Source organism: Veillonella sp. DNF00869, from assembly GCF_001553345.1.
Lineage (GTDB): Bacteria > Bacillota > Negativicutes > Veillonellales > Veillonellaceae > F0422.
The window spans coordinates 73,906-93,186 of the sequence record NZ_KQ960767.1 but is presented as its reverse complement, the minus strand read 5'-3'; the positions used below and the strand labels follow the sequence as shown (position 1 = coordinate 93,186).

Sequence of the window (19,281 nt, the reverse complement as noted above, 5' to 3'; positions counted from 1 at the left end):
GAACTTCATAGACTGAGCACACTCTCTCCCTTACTGATTATTTTCGATATCCAGTTTTCTCAAGTGGTAAAGAACAACGTTCCATACCGTCCAAACGATTATATGCATTGGCAATAGCTGGAGCAATTGGGATACTACTGATTTCCCCAATACCTTTAGCACCATATGCATATTGGTCTGGTGTACCTTTCTCTATGAATGTACATTTAATTTCTGGACGTTGTGTAGCTCTTAACAAGCCTAATGTGCCATATTTTGTAACTACCTTACCTTCATTGTACTTGAAGTCTTCTGTTACACCATAGCCCATACCCATGATAGCTCCACCCTCTACTTGCCCTTCACAAGATTGTGGGTTTACAACTCGTCCTACATCATAGGCCACATGAAGTTCACTTACTTTGTTATCATCTCCAATCGTAGCTACGCAAGCTCCATATCCATAAGCCACATGACTCTTAGGATGTTCTTTGTCCGAATCAAATGGATCCGTAACGCCAAGGAACTCTTCATAAACTTCTATTCCTTCAAGTTCAGCTAACGTTTTAGTGGCTAACAATTCTGCTAATTTTATAGCCGCTCTACGTGTTGCTTCCCCTGTAAATACCGTTTGTCGTGATGCTGTAGTTGTACCAGAGTTTGGCGTACGTTCCGTATCTGGTGCTTCTACTATAATTTGATCTGGTGACAATTTTGTAGCTTCACATACAATCTGAGATGCTACTGTACCTACACCTTGACCAATACATGCAGCAGATGTACGGATGCGCACTTTACCATCACGAACTTCTAAAATAACTCGACCAGTGTCTGGCAATCCTACACCAACCCCACTATTTTTCAAGCAAATCGCAAGACCTGTGCGATCACTCGCATAGTATGCATCTTTGACTGCCTCTAAGCATTCAGCTATACCAGTATCCGGTGTACATAATTGTCCATTCGGCAAGTAATCACCAGGGCGAACCGCATTTTTATAACGGAATTCCCAAGGGTCCATGCCTACCTCTTTAGCTAGTAAGTCGATATTGATCTCTTGTCCAAATATAGTTTGTGTTACACCAAAACCACGGAATGCACCACCTGGTACAGTATTCGTATACACACAAATACCATCCATAGAGAAATGTTCAAAGTTATATGGTCCACTAGAGTGTGTACCTGCCCGTTGTAATACTGGGCCACCTAAAGATGCATAAGCACCACAGTCGGATACAATTTTAACTTTTGTAGCTAACAATTTACCGTTTTCATCACATGCAGTAGTAATATCCATTTCCATTGCATGACGTTTTGGATGTACATCTAAACTTTCTTGACGAGTTAATTGTACTTTCGTTGGAAGTCCAGTTTTCCAAGCTACAAGTGCTGCATGATGTTGCACACTCATATCCTCTTTACCACCGAAACCGCCACCTACTAACATACTATGTACCTTAACTTGAGATTCTTCCAAGCCTAACATACGAGATACTTCATGTTGCTCATCATAGATACTTTGTCCACCTGTGTATAATTGTATGCCATCTTCTGTTTTCACAGCAATTGCACACTCAGGTTCCATAAATGCATGATCTGTTTGTGGTGTAGAGTAATGTCTTGTTACCACATGAGCCGCATTGGCAATGACTTCATCAGCATTCCCACGATTTAACGCTTGATGAGATAGGATATTTCCATTTGGATGTAATAATGGTGCATCTTCTGCCAAAGCTTCTTCTGGAGTTAATACAGGTTTTAATTCTGTATAATCTACCGTTACCAAATTACATACTTCTTGCAAATATTTTTTCTCTTTTACTGCTACTACAGCAATAGCATCACCTACATAGCGAGTAATATCTCCTTCTGCAATCATAACATCCCAGTCAGGAACAATATGACCTGTTTTATTGAAAGGTACATCTTTCGCCGTTAATACAGTCACACATTGAGGATGTGCCAAAGCTTCTTCAATATGGATTGCATCAACACGAGCACGTGGATATTTAGAACGAATCGCTTTGGCATAAATCATGCCATCTACCACCATGTCATCTGCATATAATCCTGTACCCAATGCTTTTTCAGCTGCATCTATACGATGTAAGCGAGATCCTACAGTACCATCTGCATCATTTTTAGGAACTGGTGCGTTCTCTTTAAATAAACGAGCAGCTAATAAAATAGCATCTTCAATTTTTACATATCCTGTACAACGACAAATATTTCCCAATAAAGCTTTTTGAACATCTGCCCTTGTAGGTTCTAATGTAGTATCCAATAATGCTTTAGCACTGATAATCATGCCCGGAATACAGAAACCACATTGTACAGCTCCACATTCCGCAAAAGCATATACATACACTTCTTTTTCACGTTCTGTAAGGCCTTCAATGGTAATAATTGATTTGCCTTCCATTTGTGAAACTTTACCTATACAAGCTTTTACCTTTTTCCCATCAATGAGAATTGTACAAGCTCCACAAGCACCTGCACTACAACCGTCCTTTGTTCCGGTTAAGCGTAGGTCATCACGAAGATAATCCATTAGTCGTTTATCTTCTTCCACCTCACGCCAAATACCGTTAACTTGAAATCGGTACATACAGAGACCTCCCTCCAATTATTGTTGGAACTCCCCTTTATAGGCTTCCACTAATTTTCTATCTTGCACCACATGGTGCCCACGTAAAAATACATCATCTATTCGACCATGTACAGTCATTCCTTCATAAGGTGTATAATCTGACCGACTATGAGTTTTATCCGAAGTCATACATTCTGTTACATCTGGTGAAAGTATCACAATATCCGCATCACTTCCTACCTGTAACGTTCCTTTTTTTGGATATAATCCATATAACTTAGCTGGTGTTTCGCTAGTTAATTTCATATATTCTACAGGGTCGATTCGTCCACTATGAACAAACATATCCCACATTAGAATCATCCGCTCTTCTACACCTGGCAAACCACCTGGTGTTTTCGTAAAGTCACCAAGACCCTGCGCTTTTTGCGCTAATGTATAATTGCAGTGATCCGTACATAAAGTTTGGAAAACTCCACGTTCTACCGCTGCTTGCAAAATCTCCACATCTCTTTGTTTTCTAAGAGGTGGACTTAAGATATATCTCAATCCTTTTCCATCCGGCTGATTATACAATTCATCTGTCAGTAATAAGTATTGAGGACAGGTTTCACAGGTCACTTTTGCCCCATTCTTTCTGCGTTCCTCAATCACATCTAATCCTGCTGCAGAGCTCACATGTACAATATGTACTGGATAATCTGCTAATTCCCCTAGTCGAATGAAACGATGCATTGCTTCTGCTTCTATGGTATCTGGTTTTGAAAGCGGATGATACTTTGCTTCTGTATCTCCTTCCTCTCTCATTTCCTGTACCTTAGCTGCAATCATCGCTCCATTCTCACAGTGGGCTGCCACCAACGCACCGGTTGGGGCGATTGCTTTGATTGCTTCATAAATTGACCGATCGTCAATACTAAAGCTGTAGGCCATATATACTTTGAAGGATGCGACGCCTTCTTCAACGACCTTAGGAATTTCCGCTGCTACTTGCTCATTCATATTCAAAATTTCCATATGAAATTTATAGTCACAAGAGCAACGTCCTTCCGCCCGTTTCTTATCGCGTCGCAAACCTTCTAACAAAGATTCTTCAAAAGGCGATGCAAAATTAATAATCGTCGTAGTCCCCCCCATAATGGCTGCTTTTGTACCACTTTCAAAATCGTCTGCCGTGGTGGCAAAAGCGTTGGTCATTTCAAAATGGGTATGTGTATCGATTCCTCCAGGCAACACATAGCGCCCTTTTGCATCGATTCGTACATCTCCTGGTTTTGCCTCAATATGAGGAGCTACCTCTACAATTGTATCGTTTTCAATTGCTATCGTCCCTTGCATGACTCCCGTTGGGAGTACAAGATATCCTTGTTCAATGAGTATCATAGATATAATATGGAAGTTCTTTAATGAACGCTTCCACAACTCCTTTCAACACCTCTGGTAAGGCATCAATCGCTGTGCGACCTGTAGCGCCTTGGAAGCGATATCCGCATTCCTTACCTTGAATATAAAAGCCGTCATTATCGCTTGCTAATAAGCGTTCTTCATCAATAAAATATGTCAATTTATCTTTATATGGGAAGCATGGTTGTACGCAATGACAAGCACAGTTACCACATTCATTACAAGACTCATCAATATGAATGATTAATTTTTTACCATCTACAGTAATACATTCATTCGTTCTATTTGGACATACACGTACACAAGTACCACATACGACACGGCATTCATGATTTTTGTCATGAGCTGTTGGGAAACCTGGTTGCTCTTCGCGTTTTTTCTTAGCAGCTGCAGATTTTTTGTATGTTGGAGCTGTTCCCATTGCTTCCGCAAAAGATTTGATTTCTGTTGGTTTAATTACCTTAGCAGTATCGTAATCTTCTGCTTCTACTAATTTAGCCAAGTTATCCAATTGGTTATAACCTAAACCTTGTAATAAGGTTGTACATACTGTGATTGGCCAAATACCTGTGCGGAATAAAGCTGCAATATTTTTCGCATCTGCACCACCGCTATAAGACATTGGTAAGCGTTCGCCAAATGTTTCGCTCAATAATTGAGCCACACCAATGGATAATGGTAATAAGGATTTACCAGACATATACATTTGCTCACCTGGTAATTCTTTCTCGTGAATCGAAACAGGGAATGTATTTGTCAGTTTCACACCGAACACTAAACCTTCTTCTTCTGCAATCGTCAACAATCGTTCAATCATTGGCACTGCTTCTTTAAAAGATAAGTCTACTTCAAATTGATGTGCATCAAAATCAATATATCCAAATTCTGCTTGATCTAATAATTCTCTTACACGATCATAGCCTAATAATGTTGGGTTACATTTTAGATATAAATTTAGATGTTTTTCTTTCATTAGATATGTACAAATCGATTCAATTTCGCCTGCAGGACAGCCGTGCATTGTGGATAATGTAATACCTTGGCAAATGTTGTCATCAATATTGCGAATGTACTCTTCTGTTACATTTTTAAATTGATGTACATTAGCTAATGCCCATTCTTCGCATTCTTTCCAAACTGGTTTAGTACGTGCTGCACGTAAACATTCCATATAGGAATCTACATCTTCACTTTTAATGCCCGCTAAGTTGTAGCCAACACTCATAATAAAGATGAATCCATCTGGATCGCCGATGCCCCATTCTTTACTAATTAATTTAATAGCAAACCATGCTTTAATGTATTCATCAGCAGCTGCATGGCAATGGTACTCAGAGGACCATTCCACATTGTATGCTTCATCTTTTGAATAAATACATGGTCTTGGGATACCCAATTCTTCACCGAACATAATTTGTACTGTTTTTAATTCTAAGAATCGGGAACCCCCAACATAGGCTGCTACTAAGTTTTGAGCTAATTGAGTATGTGGACCTGCTGCAGGGCCTAATGGATTTTCCAGGTTACGACCAAATAAGGATAACCGTTGATCCGTACCTGTTGTGTGCATGCGCTCCACATTATATACTCGATTGTGGGTAGCATATTCTGTTAGAATATGGTTCATTAAATGTCCGAAACTTACCGGATACATGATATCGCTCATAGTATTCACTCCTTACTGAAAGTGTATTATGGGACTAATCGTTTCCATAAACGATGGGAAATTTGTCGTACTTCTCGTAGCAATTCTTCTTTATTCATGCCACATAATTGACGATCTAGCATACGTACCTTACCACCAGAAATAGTTGTAATTACATTAAGACCATTTAGGCCAAATAGTAAATGACCATTAATATTATCAGCATGTAAATCTGTTCTAGGAATATAATCTAAAACAATTACATCTGCTTCTGCCCCCGGTGTCAAGGTACCAACTTTTACAAGGAAGAATTTTTCAATCATTGCTGGGTTAGTATTGAATAACATATGTGGAATTTCAGTCCAACCAACATTTGGATGTTGCATGTTATGTTTCACTAAACAATTTGCTACTTTGTAGGATTCTAACATATCGCTAGTATATCCATCTGTACCAAGACCCACTGGAATACCTGCTTCCATAAGTTTTAATACATTTGGTGCTCCTACCGCATTACCCATATTACTTTCTGGATTATGAGCCACCATGGTGCCAGTTTCAGCTAATACCTTCACTTCACTATCATCTACATGAATACAATGTCCAGCAATCGTTTTTGGTCCTAGGATGCCATCTTCATGCAAGCGATGCACTGCGCGCATACCATATTTTTCTTGGCTATCTTCTTGATCTGTAGTACCTTCTGCTACATGGATGTGATATCCCAAATTGTCTACGTTTTGTTCACGAACATAAGCCAATGTATCTTTACTCAATGTGAAAGATGCATGTAACCCCATCATCGCTGCGAGTGTTTCAGGGTTTTCTTTTGCTTCTTTACCAAAGCGTACGTTTTCTGCTACAGCTTTCTCCATTTCCTCTTGGCCATTCCGATCACTTACTTCATAGCACAAGCAAGAACGAACGCCAAAGTCTTGAGCAACTTCGCTAATAACAGATAGGCTGCCTTCTGTTTCCCCATAACTTGCATGATGGTCAAATATGGAAGTCACACCATTTTCGATACATGCCATATAGGTCACAATAGCACTTGCCCACACGTCTTCTTTAGCAAGACGTTTATCTAGGTAGAACCACAATCCATCTAAAATTTCTTTAAAATTTGTTGGGTTGTTACCAGGGATATATAATCCGCGGGCTAAGGCAGAATAAATATGGTGATGAGCGTTCACAAAACCAGGCATAATCAAGCGCCCATGAGCGTTTACTCGATATGCTTTTGGATATTGTTTGCGCAATGTTTCGTATGAGTCTACTGCCACAATTTTAGTGCCATCCATTAATACGCCACCGTCTTCAATAATCGGTTGTAATGGATTGCGTGTAACGACAGTTCCTTTTCCTAATAAAATCATAGATAGGCTCCTTTCTATGAAAAACAGTATTCAATGAAATACTACTATTATAATTCGATGTGAGTGCCTGTTTTTCCTTCAATACCTTCTCTAGATTTTTCTAGTTGTGTGATAATTGCTTTTCTACCTGCTTTAGATTTAGCAAAAGCTACAGCTGCTTCCATTTTTGGTTTCATAGAGCCTGCTGCAAATTCACCATTGTCGATATGTTTTTGCGCTTCTTCTACTGTAATATGTTCTAACCATTGTTGGTTTTCTTTACCATAATTAATCGCTGCTTTTTCAATAGCTGTTAAGATAATCAATACATCTGCGTCAACTTCTTGTGCTAGTAAGCTACTAGTCCAGTCTTTATCAATAACTGCAGATGCACCTGTTAAATGATTGCCTTCACGAACTACAGGGATACCGCCACCACCGCAAGCGATTACTAATTCATGACCGATTAAGCCTTTGATAGCTTGTAATTCAATGATTTCTTTTGGCGCTGGAGATGCTACTACACGGCGATAGCCACGACCTGCATCTTCTTTTACCACATAATCATATTGGTTCACTGCATGTACAGCTTCTTCTTTTGTCATAAAGTGGCCAATTGGTTTTGTTGGATCTAAGAACGCTGGATCATCTGCATCTACACGAACTTGTGTAACCATTGTTGTCACAGGTAGATCTGTAATACCTCTGTTCAACAACTCTTCACGCAATGCATTTTGTAAATCATATCCGATATACGCTTGGCTCATGGCTACGCATACAGACAACGGAGTATTAGGTTGACCTTCTACTTCTCTAGTTAATGCAGCCATAGCATTATTGATCATACCGATTTGAGGGCCATTACCATGAGTAACGATCACATCACAATCTGCTTCAATTAAATCTACGATTGCTTTCGATGTTTCTTTCACCGCAATCATTTGTTCTGGTAATGTATTGCCTAGGGCATTGCCCCCTAAAGCGATAACAACACGTTTTTTCATAGGGTACCTCTCTATGGTGTATATATTCCTAACTACTTTGTAGGGATTAAAATAAGGGACTGTCTGAACAGACAGCCCCTTTGCTCTTAGCGGAGAACTCTTTCTGTTCCCTTTTCTTCTAGCTCTTTTAATAATTCTACTGGATTTTCAAATTTGCTTAATAAAATCATAGCAGCAATTACATATGGTTTATAGCTTGCTTCTTTGTAAAGAGGTACACGATAACGATCAAATACGGATGCGTCAACTTCACCTTCTTCACAGCTTAAGCCAGTGATATCAGCTGGTAAGCAATGTAAGTATAATGCTTTGCCGTCTTTTGTAAGACTCATCATATCTTCTGTGCAAGCCCAATCTTTATGTTGTGCATTTTGTTCTAATAAACGACCTTCTAATTCTTTAATGCCTGCTGTATCGCCTTTGCCATATAAGTCAGTTCTTTCTTCCATTGCAGCGAAAGGTGCCCAGGATTTAGGATATACGATATCAGCATCTTTGAAAGCTTCTTTCATGTCGTTTGTACGTTTGAAAGATCCGCCACTAGCTTGTGCTTGTTTTTTAGCAACTTCTTCAACTTCTGGCATTACTTCGTATCCTTCTGGATGCGCTAATACAACTTCCATACCTAAACGAGTGAATAAACCGATAGCACCTTGTGGTACGGAAAGCGGTTTACCATAGGATGGGGAGTATGCCCAAGTCATAGCTACTTTTTTACCTTTTAAGTTTTCAAGTCCACCAAATTCATTGATAAGGTGAGCCGTATCAGCCATCAATTGTGTTGGATGGTCAATATCACATTGTAAGTTTACCAATGTAGGACGTTGTTCTAATACGCCGTCTTTATGGCCTTCTTCTACTGCATCAGCTACTGCATGCATGTATGCATTACCTTTACCGATATACATATCATCACGGATACCGATGATGTCAGCCATGAAGGAGATCATGTTAGCTGTTTCACGTACAGTTTCGCCATGAGCGATTTGAGATTTTCCTTCATCTAAGTCTTGTACTTCTAAACCTAATAAGTTACAAGCAGATGCGAAGGAGAAACGAGTACGAGTGGAGTTATCACGGAATAAGGAGATACCTAAACCACTGTCGAATACTTTTGTAGAGATATTGCGCTCACGCAATGCACGTAATGCATCAGCTACAGCCCAAACAGCTTGTAATTCGTCGTCTGTTTTTTCCCAAGTCAAGAAGAAGTCATTGTTGTACATGTTTTTTGTGTCTAACTTAGCTAATGCGTCTACACATTTTTTGAAATCTGCCATTTTTTGCACCTCATTAATAATTTATAGCTTTATAAAATGTAAACTATTATTTGCAATAGTTTGTAGGTAAGATTGCATATACTGCTGCACATGTTACAAGGTCTTGTTTCCATGTGATTTCGTTAGGAGCATGTGCTTGTGCTTCTGCACCAGGGCCGAAACCAATACAAGGAATACCATTACGTCCCATGATGGATACGCCATTTGTAGAGAATGTCCATTTATCAGTTAATGGGCGAGCTTTACGTTCTGCCAATGTAACTTCTGCACCAATACGTTCTGTACCGTATAAGGAGATGTAAGATTCTTCCAATGCTTTTGTTACTTTATGATCTTTAGGAATTACCCATGTTGGGAAGTAGCATTCGATTGGATAAGTTAAACCAGTCCAGGATGGACGAGCATATTCGTACATGGATACTTTTGCACCGTATTTTTGTACAGCTGGTAAATCTTCTATTTCTTTTAAGCAACTTTGCCATGTTTCACCTGCTGTCATACGACGGTCAAGAGATACTGCGCAAGAGTCTGCTACTGCACAACGGCTTGGGGATGTGTAGAAAATTTGGGAAGTTGTTACTGTGCCACGGCCCAAGAAACGAGCTTCTTCATAATGGTCAGGGTTGAATTTTGGATCCAACATTTTTTCTAAGCCACGAACACGAGTAGTCTCTGTAGAATTGTTTGCATTTAATGCACGAACATCTTGTAAAATGTCAGCCATTTTATAGATTGCATTGTCACCGCGATCTGGTGCAGAACCATGGCAAGATACGCCTTCTACATCGATACGGATTTCCATACGACCACGTTGACCGCGATAGATACCGCCATCAGTTGGTTCTGTGGATACTACGAATTCTGGACGAATGCCACGTTCTTTAATAATGTATTCCCAGCACAATCCGTCGCAATCTTCTTCTTGTACTGTACCAACTACTAATACACGGTATTTATCATTCAATAAACCTAAGTCTTTCATGATTTTTGCACCGTATACTGCGGATACGATACCACCTAATTGGTCAGATACACCACGGCCACCGATTTCAGTGTCGCTTTCAAACCCCTCATATGGATCAAAGTTCCAGTTGTCACGGTTACCAATACCTACAGTATCAATATGTCCGTCAAAAGCAATCAATGTTTTACCAGTTCCCATATATCCAAGAATGTTACCCATAGGATCCACTTCTACTTCATCGAATCCTAAGTCTTTCATTTCTTTTTCAATGCGGCGAACGTGTTGTTCTTCTTCCGCACTTTCACCAGGGAATGCAACGATTTCTCTTAAAAATTTTGTCATCGCTGGTCCATAAGCTTCTGCTGCTTTTTTTACTGCTTGTAAATCCATTACCATTTCCTCCTTAAACACACATATACGTATACGTTAAAGTTAAAATTAACTGTATATGACTTAAATAGTTAGATTAAAATTTTCCTTGCCACACAATTTCTTGATAACGTGTTGGGTCAGTGTCTCCTTCTGTGGAGAAGCAAAGTACTTTAGAATCTTTAGTAAGTCCTAATTCTTCTTTCAAATCTTTATATTCTTCCATAGTCATAGCAGCTGCTACTAAACCAAATGGAACAGCTCCAGATTCTCCAGAGATAATGCTTGCATCGCCTTTGATTGGTGCTGCAGACATTCTCATACCTAAGGATGCTACCCAATCTGGTGCAGATACAAATACATCCACATGGTTTTTCAAAATATCCCAAGAAATCGTATTTGGTTCACCACAAGCGAGTCCTGCCATGATTGTTTGTAAGTCGCCGCCTACGATACGTAAATCGCCATCGCCTGCTTTAGCACCTTTGTATAAGCAATCCGCTGCAGATGCTTCTACTACTACAATTTTAGGTTTCACAGGTGCATCTTTATAACGATTTACCACATAACCAGTAACAGCACCAGCTAAGGAACCAACCCCTGCTTGTACAATTACGTGTGTAGGTACATCTACGCCAGCTTTTTCTAATTGTTCAGTAGCTTCTAGAGCCATTGTACCGTAGCCTTGCATGATCCATGTAGGAATTTCTTCATAACCATCCCAAGCTGTATCTTGGATAACAACACCATGATCTACTTTTTTGGATTCTGCTGTAGCTAAGCGTACACAGTCATCATAGTTCATTTCTTCGATAGTTACTGTAGCACCTTCTGCTGCAATATTTTGTTTACGAGTTTCTGTGGAACCTTTTGGCATAAATACCACTGATTTTTGACCTAGTTTATTTGCTGCCCAAGCAACACCACGACCATGGTTTCCATCAGTAGCTGTGAAGAATGTAGCTTGTCCAAACTCATCACGCAATTCTTTTGATGTCAAGATGTCATATGGCAAATCAGATACTTGTTTACCTGTTTCTTTAGCAATGAATTTCGCAATTGCATAAGAACCGCCTAACACTTTGAATGCATTTAAACCGAAACGATAGGATTCATCTTTAATGAATAAACGGCCTAATCCTAAGTGTTCTGCCATGTGTGGTAATTCAGTAAGTGGTGTTTCTTGATATTGCGGGAAACTCTTATGAAACTCGCGCACACCTTCACTTTCTTTTACATTCATTGCACAGGTGTTCAAATCCTCTGAAGCGGGCATAGTGTTCTTAACCCATTGAATTCGTTCCATGTAACTCTTCCTCCTCTTTTACTTGGTTCAAATCATTATATAAAGTAAATTTAGAAACGTTGAAATATTCCGATATTTTATCAGATGCCTTTGAAATCAAAAAAGCGCCCTGGCAATATAAATATCGTATTGCTTCCAAGCGCTCATTCTTATTCATTAAATGTGCTGGTCGCCCTACTACTTTTTCAGCTTGAGATAACATATCGCTCAACAAATCGCTAACAGATGTAACAATTCGTTCACCTTTTGTTTCCCACGCATGATTACTGGATGTAATAATCCGATCTAAAGAGTTTTGCAATGTAATAAAATCAGTAATATCATAATTGATACACAATAAATACTGTAATTTATCATTATCATCACGTATATACATCGTCGTCGATCGAAGAACTCTTCCATCTTTGGTCCGTGTGAGATAAGCTTGTTTACCCTGACACTGACCATCGTCATTTCGTATCGCATCTAGTACTGCATGCGAGGCGCCATCACCTACATCTCGGTTAGAAATATCTCCATGCTCAATATACACAATAGAACTCTCTAATGTCTCTATTTGCACGTCGTGAATCAACACTTCACATGAAGCTCCAAATTGTGTCGCAATACCATGCGCAATTACCTTTAATTGTTCTAATTTCATAATTGTCTCCTAACTATTTTTTAGGCTATCTAACAATTTATTAGGTATGCCCTTATTATAGCACCGTCATATTCATAATTCAATACTTTTTCTAAATATTTTTTAGGTTTTCTAATTTTTTGTTAGATGTCATCTATAAACAAAATAAAAAAAGATAGAGGTAGATTGAGTCTACACTCAACCTACCTCTATACTATATATCAATTCCTATTCTTAGTAAGGAACTTCTGTTTTACGAGCTACACCCGTTTTGATTGCTGTTTCAGCTACTGCTTTTGCCACTGCTAATGGAACACGTTTATCGAATGCATTGGCTACTACGTAGTCTTCTGCTAATTCTTCATCGGTTACAAGAGCTGCTAATGCTTCAGCGGCTGCTAATTTCATTTCATCATTAATTTCACGTGCTTGTACATCGATGGCTCCACGGAAGATGCCAGGGAATACATTCACATTATTGATTTGGTTAGGCGCATCACTACGACCTGTACCCATAACACGTACGCCAGCTGCTTTCGCTTCTTCGTACATAACTTCTGGAACTGGGTTAGCCATAGCAAATACAATAGCATCTTCCGCTAAGCTTTCCAAAATTTCTTTTGTGAAAGCACCAGCAGCAGATACACCTAACAATACGTCAGCGCCTTTTGCAATCTCTGCTAAGTTGCCAGTTTTTGTTTCTTGACCCAATGTTTTGATCAACTCAGCTTGTAAAGAATCAAGACGTTTGTAGTCTTTGTTCAATACACCGGAGCTTACCATTAATGTAATGTTACGAGCGCCTGCTAAGTATAATAGACGAGCAATATTAGCACCCGCTGCACCAGCACCGTTTACAACGATTTTAACTTTGGATAAATCTTTTTTCACAAAGCGAAGGGCTGCTTTTACACCTGCTAAGCAAGCGATAGCTGTACCATGTTGATCATCATGGAATACAGGGATTTCTAACTCTTTTTTCAAGCGATTTTCGATTTCGTAGCATTTAGGAGAAGAAATATCTTCTAAGTTAATGCCAGCAAAGTTTTTTTGCACTAATTTTACAGTATTAATTAACACGTCTGGATCTTTTGTATCAATCACCAAAGGAATGCAATCTACATTACCAAAGCGTTTAAACAATAGGGATTTACCTTCCATAACTGGAATCGCAGCAGCTGCTCCGATATCACCTAAACCCAATACGCGAGTACCGTCAGATACAACGGCTACCATATTAGAACGACACGTTAAGTCGAAGGATTTGTCTTCATCTTCTTTGATATGAAGGCATGGCTCTGCTACACCTGGAGTGTATGCTACCGTTAAGTCATGAGCATCTTTTAATTCGTATTTTGTTCCAGTTTGCAAGAAACCTTTTAGTTCCAAGCGTTTTTCAATTGCCTCTTGTTTTACGTCCATGGGAAAACCTCCTAGATTTTCAATGATGGTAAGTTTCTACCGTAGAATATTTCCGCCATCTCTTGTTTGAGTTGTTGGTTAATTTGTTTGCGCTCTTTTAGCGTCAAATCTTCTTCGGTAATACCAAACAAATAATTATTAATGTCGTACTCTTTCAGCATCATTTTGGTATGGAAAATATTTTCTTGATACACATTCACATCGATCATATTGTAGAGATTACGTGTTTTAGAGTTAATGTAATTTTGAATGGAGTTCATGCGATGATCCATGAATAATTTTTTACCATGAATATCACGAGTGAATCCACGCACTCTATAATCTAAGCTGATGATATCAGAATCAAAACTATCGATAAGATAGTTTAATGCGTTGAGCGGAGAGATTTGACCACATGTGGACACGTCGATATCTGCACGGAATGTACTGACTCCATTGTCTGGATGACTTTCAGGGTAGGTATGAACCGTCAAGTGAGATTTATCGAGATGCATTACCACATCATCTTTATCTACTTTATCAACAGGTTCTTCCGAAATCAGGATAGTTACACTTGCTCCTTGTGGATCATAGTCTTGCTTTGCCACATTCAACACATTGGCTCCGATAATATGTGAAACCTCTGTTAAAATATCAGTCAGGCGCTGTGCATTGTAAACTTCGTCAATGTATTCAATATATTGGCGTTTTTCTTCTTCTGTACGCGTATAACAAATATCATAAATATTAAAACTCAAGGTTTTCGTTAAATTGTTAAACCCATAGAGTTTCATTTTATTTGATTTTACAGATGTATCCATAACTTAATATCTGCCTTCCTTATAATACCTACCATTATTATATCGAATTAAATAAATATATTCAAGACTTTCGATATAAAATTTTCATTTTTTTATTAATTACTTAATTATAGTGTGTCGCAATTGCTCCACCAATGCCCGTAGCGCCTTACCTCGATGGCTAATAGCTTGCTTTTGTTCCATAGAAATATTGGCCATCGTCGTTTTTAATTTTGGAATGTAAAAGTATGGATCGTAACCGAATCCACCTTTTCCCATTGGGCTTAACTGAATAAGTCCTTCACAAGTGCCTGTAGCTCGAACACATTGTCCATCCGGTGTAGCCCATACAAGAGCACATTGATAACGTGCTGTTCTATCACTTGGAGTAACATCCACCAATTCCGCTACTAATCGTCGATTATTATCTTCATCACTGCGATGCAGTCCTGCATAGCGCGCAGAATATACACCTGGTGCACCGCCTAAGGCATCTACTTCTAAGCCAGAATCATCTGCCACACAAGGCAAACCACAAGCCTCTGCATAGTATAAAGCCTTCAGTTCTGCATTTTCCATAAAGGTAGTGCCAATTTCTTCTGGTTCGTCAATATCTACAACGTCATCTATCGTACGCACTTCAAAGCCTAATTCTTCAAAGGCTGCGGTAAACTCTCGAATTTTTCCTTTATTCCGTGTGGCTAATACCACTGCTTTCGGTGCATTTTCGTGACCCACCATGTTACCAATTTCACCTAATGCTTCACGTTGTACCGCCATTAGTTGTTGTGTACCAGCTTCACCTAAATCTAATAGGCTATTCAACTCATCTCTTGTGAAAGTCCCATGTTCACCTGTTCCTTGCACTTCTACTAATTGGCCTTTACCGGTACAAACCACATTCATATCCACAATGGCTGCACTATCTTCTTCATAGCACAAGTCTAGCATAGGACCATCTTCACCGATTCCCATAGAAATAGCTGCTAAATAGTCCGTTACAGGAAACTTACCATATCCATCGTACATAGAATAGATAGCATCTACTAAAGCCACAAAAGCCCCTGTAATAGAAGCTGTGCGAGTGCCACCATCAGCTTGTAGTACATCACAGTCTACCGTAATCGATACTTCGCCTAAAGCTTCTAAGTCTACAACAGCTCGCAAGGCACGACCAATCAAACGTTGGATTTCCACGGTGCGACCTGTCTGTTTACCTTTTGCTGCCTCTCTAGGTACACGAGTATGTGTAGCTCGTGGTAACAAGGAATATTCTGCTGTCACCCAGCCTGTGCCAGTTCCTTTCAAAAAGCGGGGAACGCGATCCTCAACGCTAGCCGTACAAAGGACTTTTGTATTGCCACATTCAATTAGTACAGATCCCTCTGCATAGGCAGTGTAATGCCTAGTAATTTTCACAGGGCGTATTTCTTTTAAACTACGACCATCAATTCGCATCGTCATTCCTCATTTCCCATTACAATCGGATTATACATACCTCTTATTATACACAATCTCATGGCGGATTGGCAATTTATGTTCGCCTTTGACGAGGGCACTTTATCCTGAGTAAGTAGGCTATGGTTTCCTTTACTTCTCAGTCAGAATGCGGTATGCTTCCTCACAAACGGCACTTCGTAATGTTTGCTGCGGAGCATACCGCATTCTTCTCAACCTTTATCTTATATAGCAAAACTAGCCTACTTACTTATCTCTCCAGACCTCATACCTCCATTAGTCAAAGACAATCATCTATGTTGAATCTGTCTATAAGATTGTATATCATCATCGTTATGTGATGGGGATCCTCACGGGGAGAGGAAGATAGGTCTTTTGCTATCTCTTTGCCGATGCATATAAAGCAAAATGATATGACAGATGTCCATCCTGTTGATAGCTCCTATATCTCCTACTAATTATATGTATGCCCCTATGTATGGGTATCCTCAAGGGAATAGATTATGCTTATCTCCGCAGAAATACGTATAGGCATAAAGTATAGTTGTACGCAAAAATACGGCGCACCTGGCTACAACTATTATAGAGTATTGTTTGCAGCCGGTGCCCCGTACGGTAATTCAAGTTCGATATATTGTTTTTATACTCGCAGCATGGAGTTTAGGAACGCTTGTGTTCTTGGGTTTTGTGGATTCCCAAAGACCTGTTCTGGGGTTCCTTCTTCTTGTATTTTGCCGTCTGCCATGAAGATGACTCTGTCTGCTACTTCACGAGCGAATGCCATTTCATGGGTGACGATGATCATGGTCATATCTTCTTCGGCTAGCTCTTTGATGGTCCGCAATACTTCACTGGTAAACTCTGGATCCAAGGCTGATGTAGGTTCATCGAAGAGCATGATTTCTGGTTTCATCGCTAATGCTCTAGCAATAGCAACCCGTTGTTTTTGCCCCCCTGACAAGGTGCTAGGATATACATCTCGTTTATCCCAGAGACCTACTTTTTCTAGCAAGGACTGAGCCATAGGTAATATATCTACCTCTTTCATTCCTTTCACCATGCGAGGTGCGACCATGATATTTTCTAGGACGGTCATATGTGGGAATAGGTTAAAGGATTGGAATACCATCCCCATTTTCAGCAAAATTTGTTGCTGTTCTTCTTTCCCAACATAAACCGCTGCGCCTGTGTTCGCCGGTGTGTCCACCAAGGTCGCCCCATCGACCCTGATTGTTCCTTTTTGTATGGTTTCTAGTTGTCCCAAGCAACGAAGAAAGGTGGATTTGCCCGATCCAGAGGGACCGATGATGGACACCACTTCGCCACGTTCCATGGATAGTGACACGTCTTGTAAGACCGCCACCGAGCCAAAGCTCTTTTCAATATGTAACATGTCTATGAAAGCCATGGTTTCCTCCTAATCTTCGTAAATCGCCATGCGGCGTTCTAAATATTGATACAGTTTCGTCAACACAAATGTCATAGCCAAGTAGAATACACCAGCTACGATGAAAGCTGTAATGTCAAAATCACGTTGCACAATGCTGCGTGTAATGCGCAAGATATCATTCATAGCTAAGACATACACCAAGGATGTATCTTTCAGCAGTGTAATCGTTTCATTTGCCAATGGTGGCAATACACGTTTGATGACCTGTGGCAAAATGATTTTGTACATCGTCTGCACATAGGTAAAGCCTAATACCTTCGCTCCTTCATACTGCCCTTTTGGAATGGATTGAATGCCACTACGGAAAATTTCACATAAGTAGGCAATGTAATTCAACACGAAGGACAGTACCGCCGCCGTCATATCTGTGAGTTCAAAGCCATCAATCATAAATGGCAAACCATAATAGATGAGCAAAATTTGTAGCATTAACGGTGTGCCACGCATCACATATACGTAAGCATCCACAATCGTCGTCACCAATCGGTTTGTACTCAATCGGAGCAGTGCCAAGAGCAATCCTCCTGGCACTGACAAGATGATGACAATGAAGAACAAGGACAAGGTCACTTGGAATCCGCCAGCAATAGCCGGAACTATTTGTAACATATACTCCAATACGTCCATGTTTATTTATACTCCTCTTTCGTCAAGATAGATGTGTCGCCAAACCATTTTTGTGCCAATTTGTCAGCCGTACCATCATTCATCACTTCTTGTAACGCAGCGTCAACTTTTGCTTTCAACGCTTCCTCTTCCTTGCGCATACCTACACCCACTTTTTCACTGGCGAAGGAGCCTGTAGCTACGGTGAACACATTGTTACCTTTTTTGCCGATTAAATAACGGCCTACCATTTCATCCACCACAACCGCATCAATACGGCCTAATTCTAGATCCATGAAAGCATTCACATAATCGCCATATTCTTTGATTTCTTTAAAGTTTTTAGATTGTGGATCATTTTTTACTGCTTCTAAACCAGTAGAACCTGATTGAACTCCTACTCGTTTGCCATCGAGTTGGGATTTATCAGCAATACCAGCATCAGATTTCACAGCAATGATTTGGTCCCCACGAAGATATGGTTTAGAGAACAAAATATTGCGCTCCCGTTCCTTCGTAATGGTTAAACCATTCCACAACACATCAATACGTTTAGATTTTAGTTCTGCTTCTTTACTATCCCAATCGATGGATTTAAATTCCACTTCAGAACCAATACGCTTTGCCACTTCTTTCGCAAGATCGATATCAAAACCTACGAGTTCACCTTTTTCATCTTTAAATCCCATAGGAGGGAAGTTATCATCTAAACCGATGACAATTTTCTTCGGCACCTCTGTGTTCGCCTGCTTCGTAGATGCTCCACAACCTGCTACTAACCCCACAATTACCAATGTACTAGCCGCCGCTAATACCGTTTTAGAACACTTTTGTAACCAATTCATAGTACTTTCTCCTCTCTACAGATATGTAATCTCTATTTCATGATTACATTATACTTTAGTTAATTAAAGTTGTAAAGAGATAAATTGCAAAAACTTTATCACGTATTATGAAAGTAATTTATACTGACAACGCCCCTCCAACAACTAACTATCAAAACAAAAAGCGATATAGCAAGTTATGTACTCACTATATCGCTGATTTG

General features: G+C 39.7%; 15 protein-coding genes and 1 pseudogene. All 16 read right to left on the bottom strand.

Translation table 11 applies throughout. The features are described from left to right. Positions 1–37: 37 nt before the first annotated feature. On the bottom strand, positions 38–2,587 hold the full coding sequence (gene xdh, locus HMPREF3032_RS02715; RefSeq protein WP_062401584.1) for a selenium-dependent xanthine dehydrogenase: 2,550 nt from the start codon (positions 2,585–2,587) through the stop codon (positions 38–40). A gap of 18 nt (positions 2,588–2,605) precedes the next feature. Further along, positions 2,606–3,907, bottom strand: a complete 1,302-nt coding sequence (gene hydA, locus HMPREF3032_RS02710; RefSeq protein WP_231723400.1) for a dihydropyrimidinase — start codon at positions 3,905–3,907, stop codon at positions 2,606–2,608. Positions 3,908–3,938: 31 nt separating this feature from the next. Continuing rightward, complete coding sequence (locus HMPREF3032_RS02705) at positions 3,939–5,639, bottom strand: hypothetical protein (protein WP_062401580.1); 1,701 nt, start codon at positions 5,637–5,639, stop codon at positions 3,939–3,941. 26 nt (positions 5,640–5,665) lie between these two features. Then, positions 5,666–6,994: a putative aminohydrolase SsnA gene (gene ssnA / locus HMPREF3032_RS02700; RefSeq protein ID WP_062401577.1), complete on the bottom strand. Its 1,329-nt coding sequence runs from the start codon at positions 6,992–6,994 to the stop codon at positions 5,666–5,668. A 47-nt stretch (positions 6,995–7,041) separates the two neighbouring features. Continuing rightward, a complete protein-coding gene (arcC, locus tag HMPREF3032_RS02695; protein ID WP_009353343.1) occupies positions 7,042–7,977 on the bottom strand; it encodes a carbamate kinase in 936 nt (311 codons plus the stop codon). Between the two features lie 86 nt (positions 7,978–8,063). After that, on the bottom strand, positions 8,064–9,257 hold the full coding sequence (gene ygeW, locus HMPREF3032_RS02690; protein WP_062401575.1) for a knotted carbamoyltransferase YgeW: 1,194 nt from the start codon (positions 9,255–9,257) through the stop codon (positions 8,064–8,066). Between the two features lie 46 nt (positions 9,258–9,303). Then, a complete protein-coding gene (locus HMPREF3032_RS02685; protein ID WP_062401573.1) occupies positions 9,304–10,611 on the bottom strand; it encodes a YgeY family selenium metabolism-linked hydrolase in 1,308 nt (435 codons plus the stop codon). 76 nt (positions 10,612–10,687) lie between these two features. Next, entirely contained in the window at positions 10,688–11,896 is a 1,209-nt protein-coding gene (dpaL, locus tag HMPREF3032_RS02680; RefSeq protein ID WP_062401572.1) for a diaminopropionate ammonia-lyase, read from the bottom strand. Further along, complete coding sequence (locus HMPREF3032_RS02675) at positions 11,874–12,542, bottom strand: helix-turn-helix transcriptional regulator (protein ID WP_126940411.1); 669 nt, start codon at positions 12,540–12,542, stop codon at positions 11,874–11,876. Before HMPREF3032_RS02675 ends, dpaL begins: the two co-directional genes overlap by 23 nt. Before the next feature lie 210 nt (positions 12,543–12,752). Further along, positions 12,753–13,940 (bottom strand): NAD(P)-dependent malic enzyme, encoded by a 1,188-nt coding sequence (locus HMPREF3032_RS02670; protein ID WP_062401570.1) that lies wholly within the window; start codon positions 13,938–13,940, stop codon positions 12,753–12,755. 11 nt (positions 13,941–13,951) lie between these two features. After that, positions 13,952–14,740, bottom strand: a complete 789-nt coding sequence (gene speD / locus HMPREF3032_RS02665; protein ID WP_009353328.1) for an adenosylmethionine decarboxylase — start codon at positions 14,738–14,740, stop codon at positions 13,952–13,954. Positions 14,741–14,839: 99 nt separating this feature from the next. Beyond that, a complete protein-coding gene (locus HMPREF3032_RS07695; protein ID WP_231723404.1) occupies positions 14,840–15,460 on the bottom strand; it encodes an XTP/dITP diphosphatase in 621 nt (206 codons plus the stop codon). Beyond that, a pseudogene (rph, locus tag HMPREF3032_RS07690) lies at positions 15,452–16,177 on the bottom strand (ribonuclease PH); the annotation flags it as partial. The gene HMPREF3032_RS07695 and the pseudogene rph, both read right to left, overlap by 9 nt. 640 nt (positions 16,178–16,817) lie before the next feature. Further along, complete coding sequence (locus HMPREF3032_RS02655) at positions 16,818–17,585, bottom strand: amino acid ABC transporter ATP-binding protein (protein WP_062401565.1); 768 nt, start codon at positions 17,583–17,585, stop codon at positions 16,818–16,820. A gap of 9 nt (positions 17,586–17,594) precedes the next feature. Beyond that, entirely contained in the window at positions 17,595–18,254 is a 660-nt protein-coding gene (locus HMPREF3032_RS02650; RefSeq protein ID WP_176782597.1) for an amino acid ABC transporter permease, read from the bottom strand. A gap of 2 nt (positions 18,255–18,256) precedes the next feature. Then, positions 18,257–19,078, bottom strand: a complete 822-nt coding sequence (locus tag HMPREF3032_RS02645; RefSeq protein WP_062401563.1) for an amino acid ABC transporter substrate-binding protein — start codon at positions 19,076–19,078, stop codon at positions 18,257–18,259. Positions 19,079–19,281 lie beyond the last annotated feature (203 nt).

Coding starts and splice junctions, on each gene's coding strand:
- xdh (WP_062401584.1), bottom strand. CDS start 2,587: ATGTACCGATTTCAAGTTAACGGTATTTGGCGTGAGGTGGAAGAAGAT.
- hydA (WP_231723400.1), bottom strand. CDS start 3,907: ATGCAAGGGACGATAGCAATTGAAAACGATACAATTGTAGAGGTAGCT.
- HMPREF3032_RS02705 (WP_062401580.1), bottom strand. CDS start 5,639: ATGAGCGATATCATGTATCCGGTAAGTTTCGGACATTTAATGAACCAT.
- ssnA (WP_062401577.1), bottom strand. CDS start 6,994: ATGATTTTATTAGGAAAAGGAACTGTCGTTACACGCAATCCATTACAA.
- arcC (WP_009353343.1), bottom strand. CDS start 7,977: ATGAAAAAACGTGTTGTTATCGCTTTAGGGGGCAATGCCCTAGGCAAT.
- ygeW (WP_062401575.1), bottom strand. CDS start 9,257: ATGGCAGATTTCAAAAAATGTGTAGACGCATTAGCTAAGTTAGACACA.
- HMPREF3032_RS02685 (WP_062401573.1), bottom strand. CDS start 10,611: ATGGATTTACAAGCAGTAAAAAAAGCAGCAGAAGCTTATGGACCAGCG.
- dpaL (WP_062401572.1), bottom strand. CDS start 11,896: ATGGAACGAATTCAATGGGTTAAGAACACTATGCCCGCTTCAGAGGAT.
- HMPREF3032_RS02670 (WP_062401570.1), bottom strand. CDS start 13,940: ATGGACGTAAAACAAGAGGCAATTGAAAAACGCTTGGAACTAAAAGGT.
- speD (WP_009353328.1), bottom strand. CDS start 14,740: ATGGATACATCTGTAAAATCAAATAAAATGAAACTCTATGGGTTTAAC.
- HMPREF3032_RS07695 (WP_231723404.1), bottom strand. CDS start 15,460: ATGGTGGGTCACGAAAATGCACCGAAAGCAGTGGTATTAGCCACACGG.
- HMPREF3032_RS02655 (WP_062401565.1), bottom strand. CDS start 17,585: ATGGCTTTCATAGACATGTTACATATTGAAAAGAGCTTTGGCTCGGTG.
- HMPREF3032_RS02650 (WP_176782597.1), bottom strand. CDS start 18,254: ATGGACGTATTGGAGTATATGTTACAAATAGTTCCGGCTATTGCTGGC.
- HMPREF3032_RS02645 (WP_062401563.1), bottom strand. CDS start 19,078: ATGAATTGGTTACAAAAGTGTTCTAAAACGGTATTAGCGGCGGCTAGT.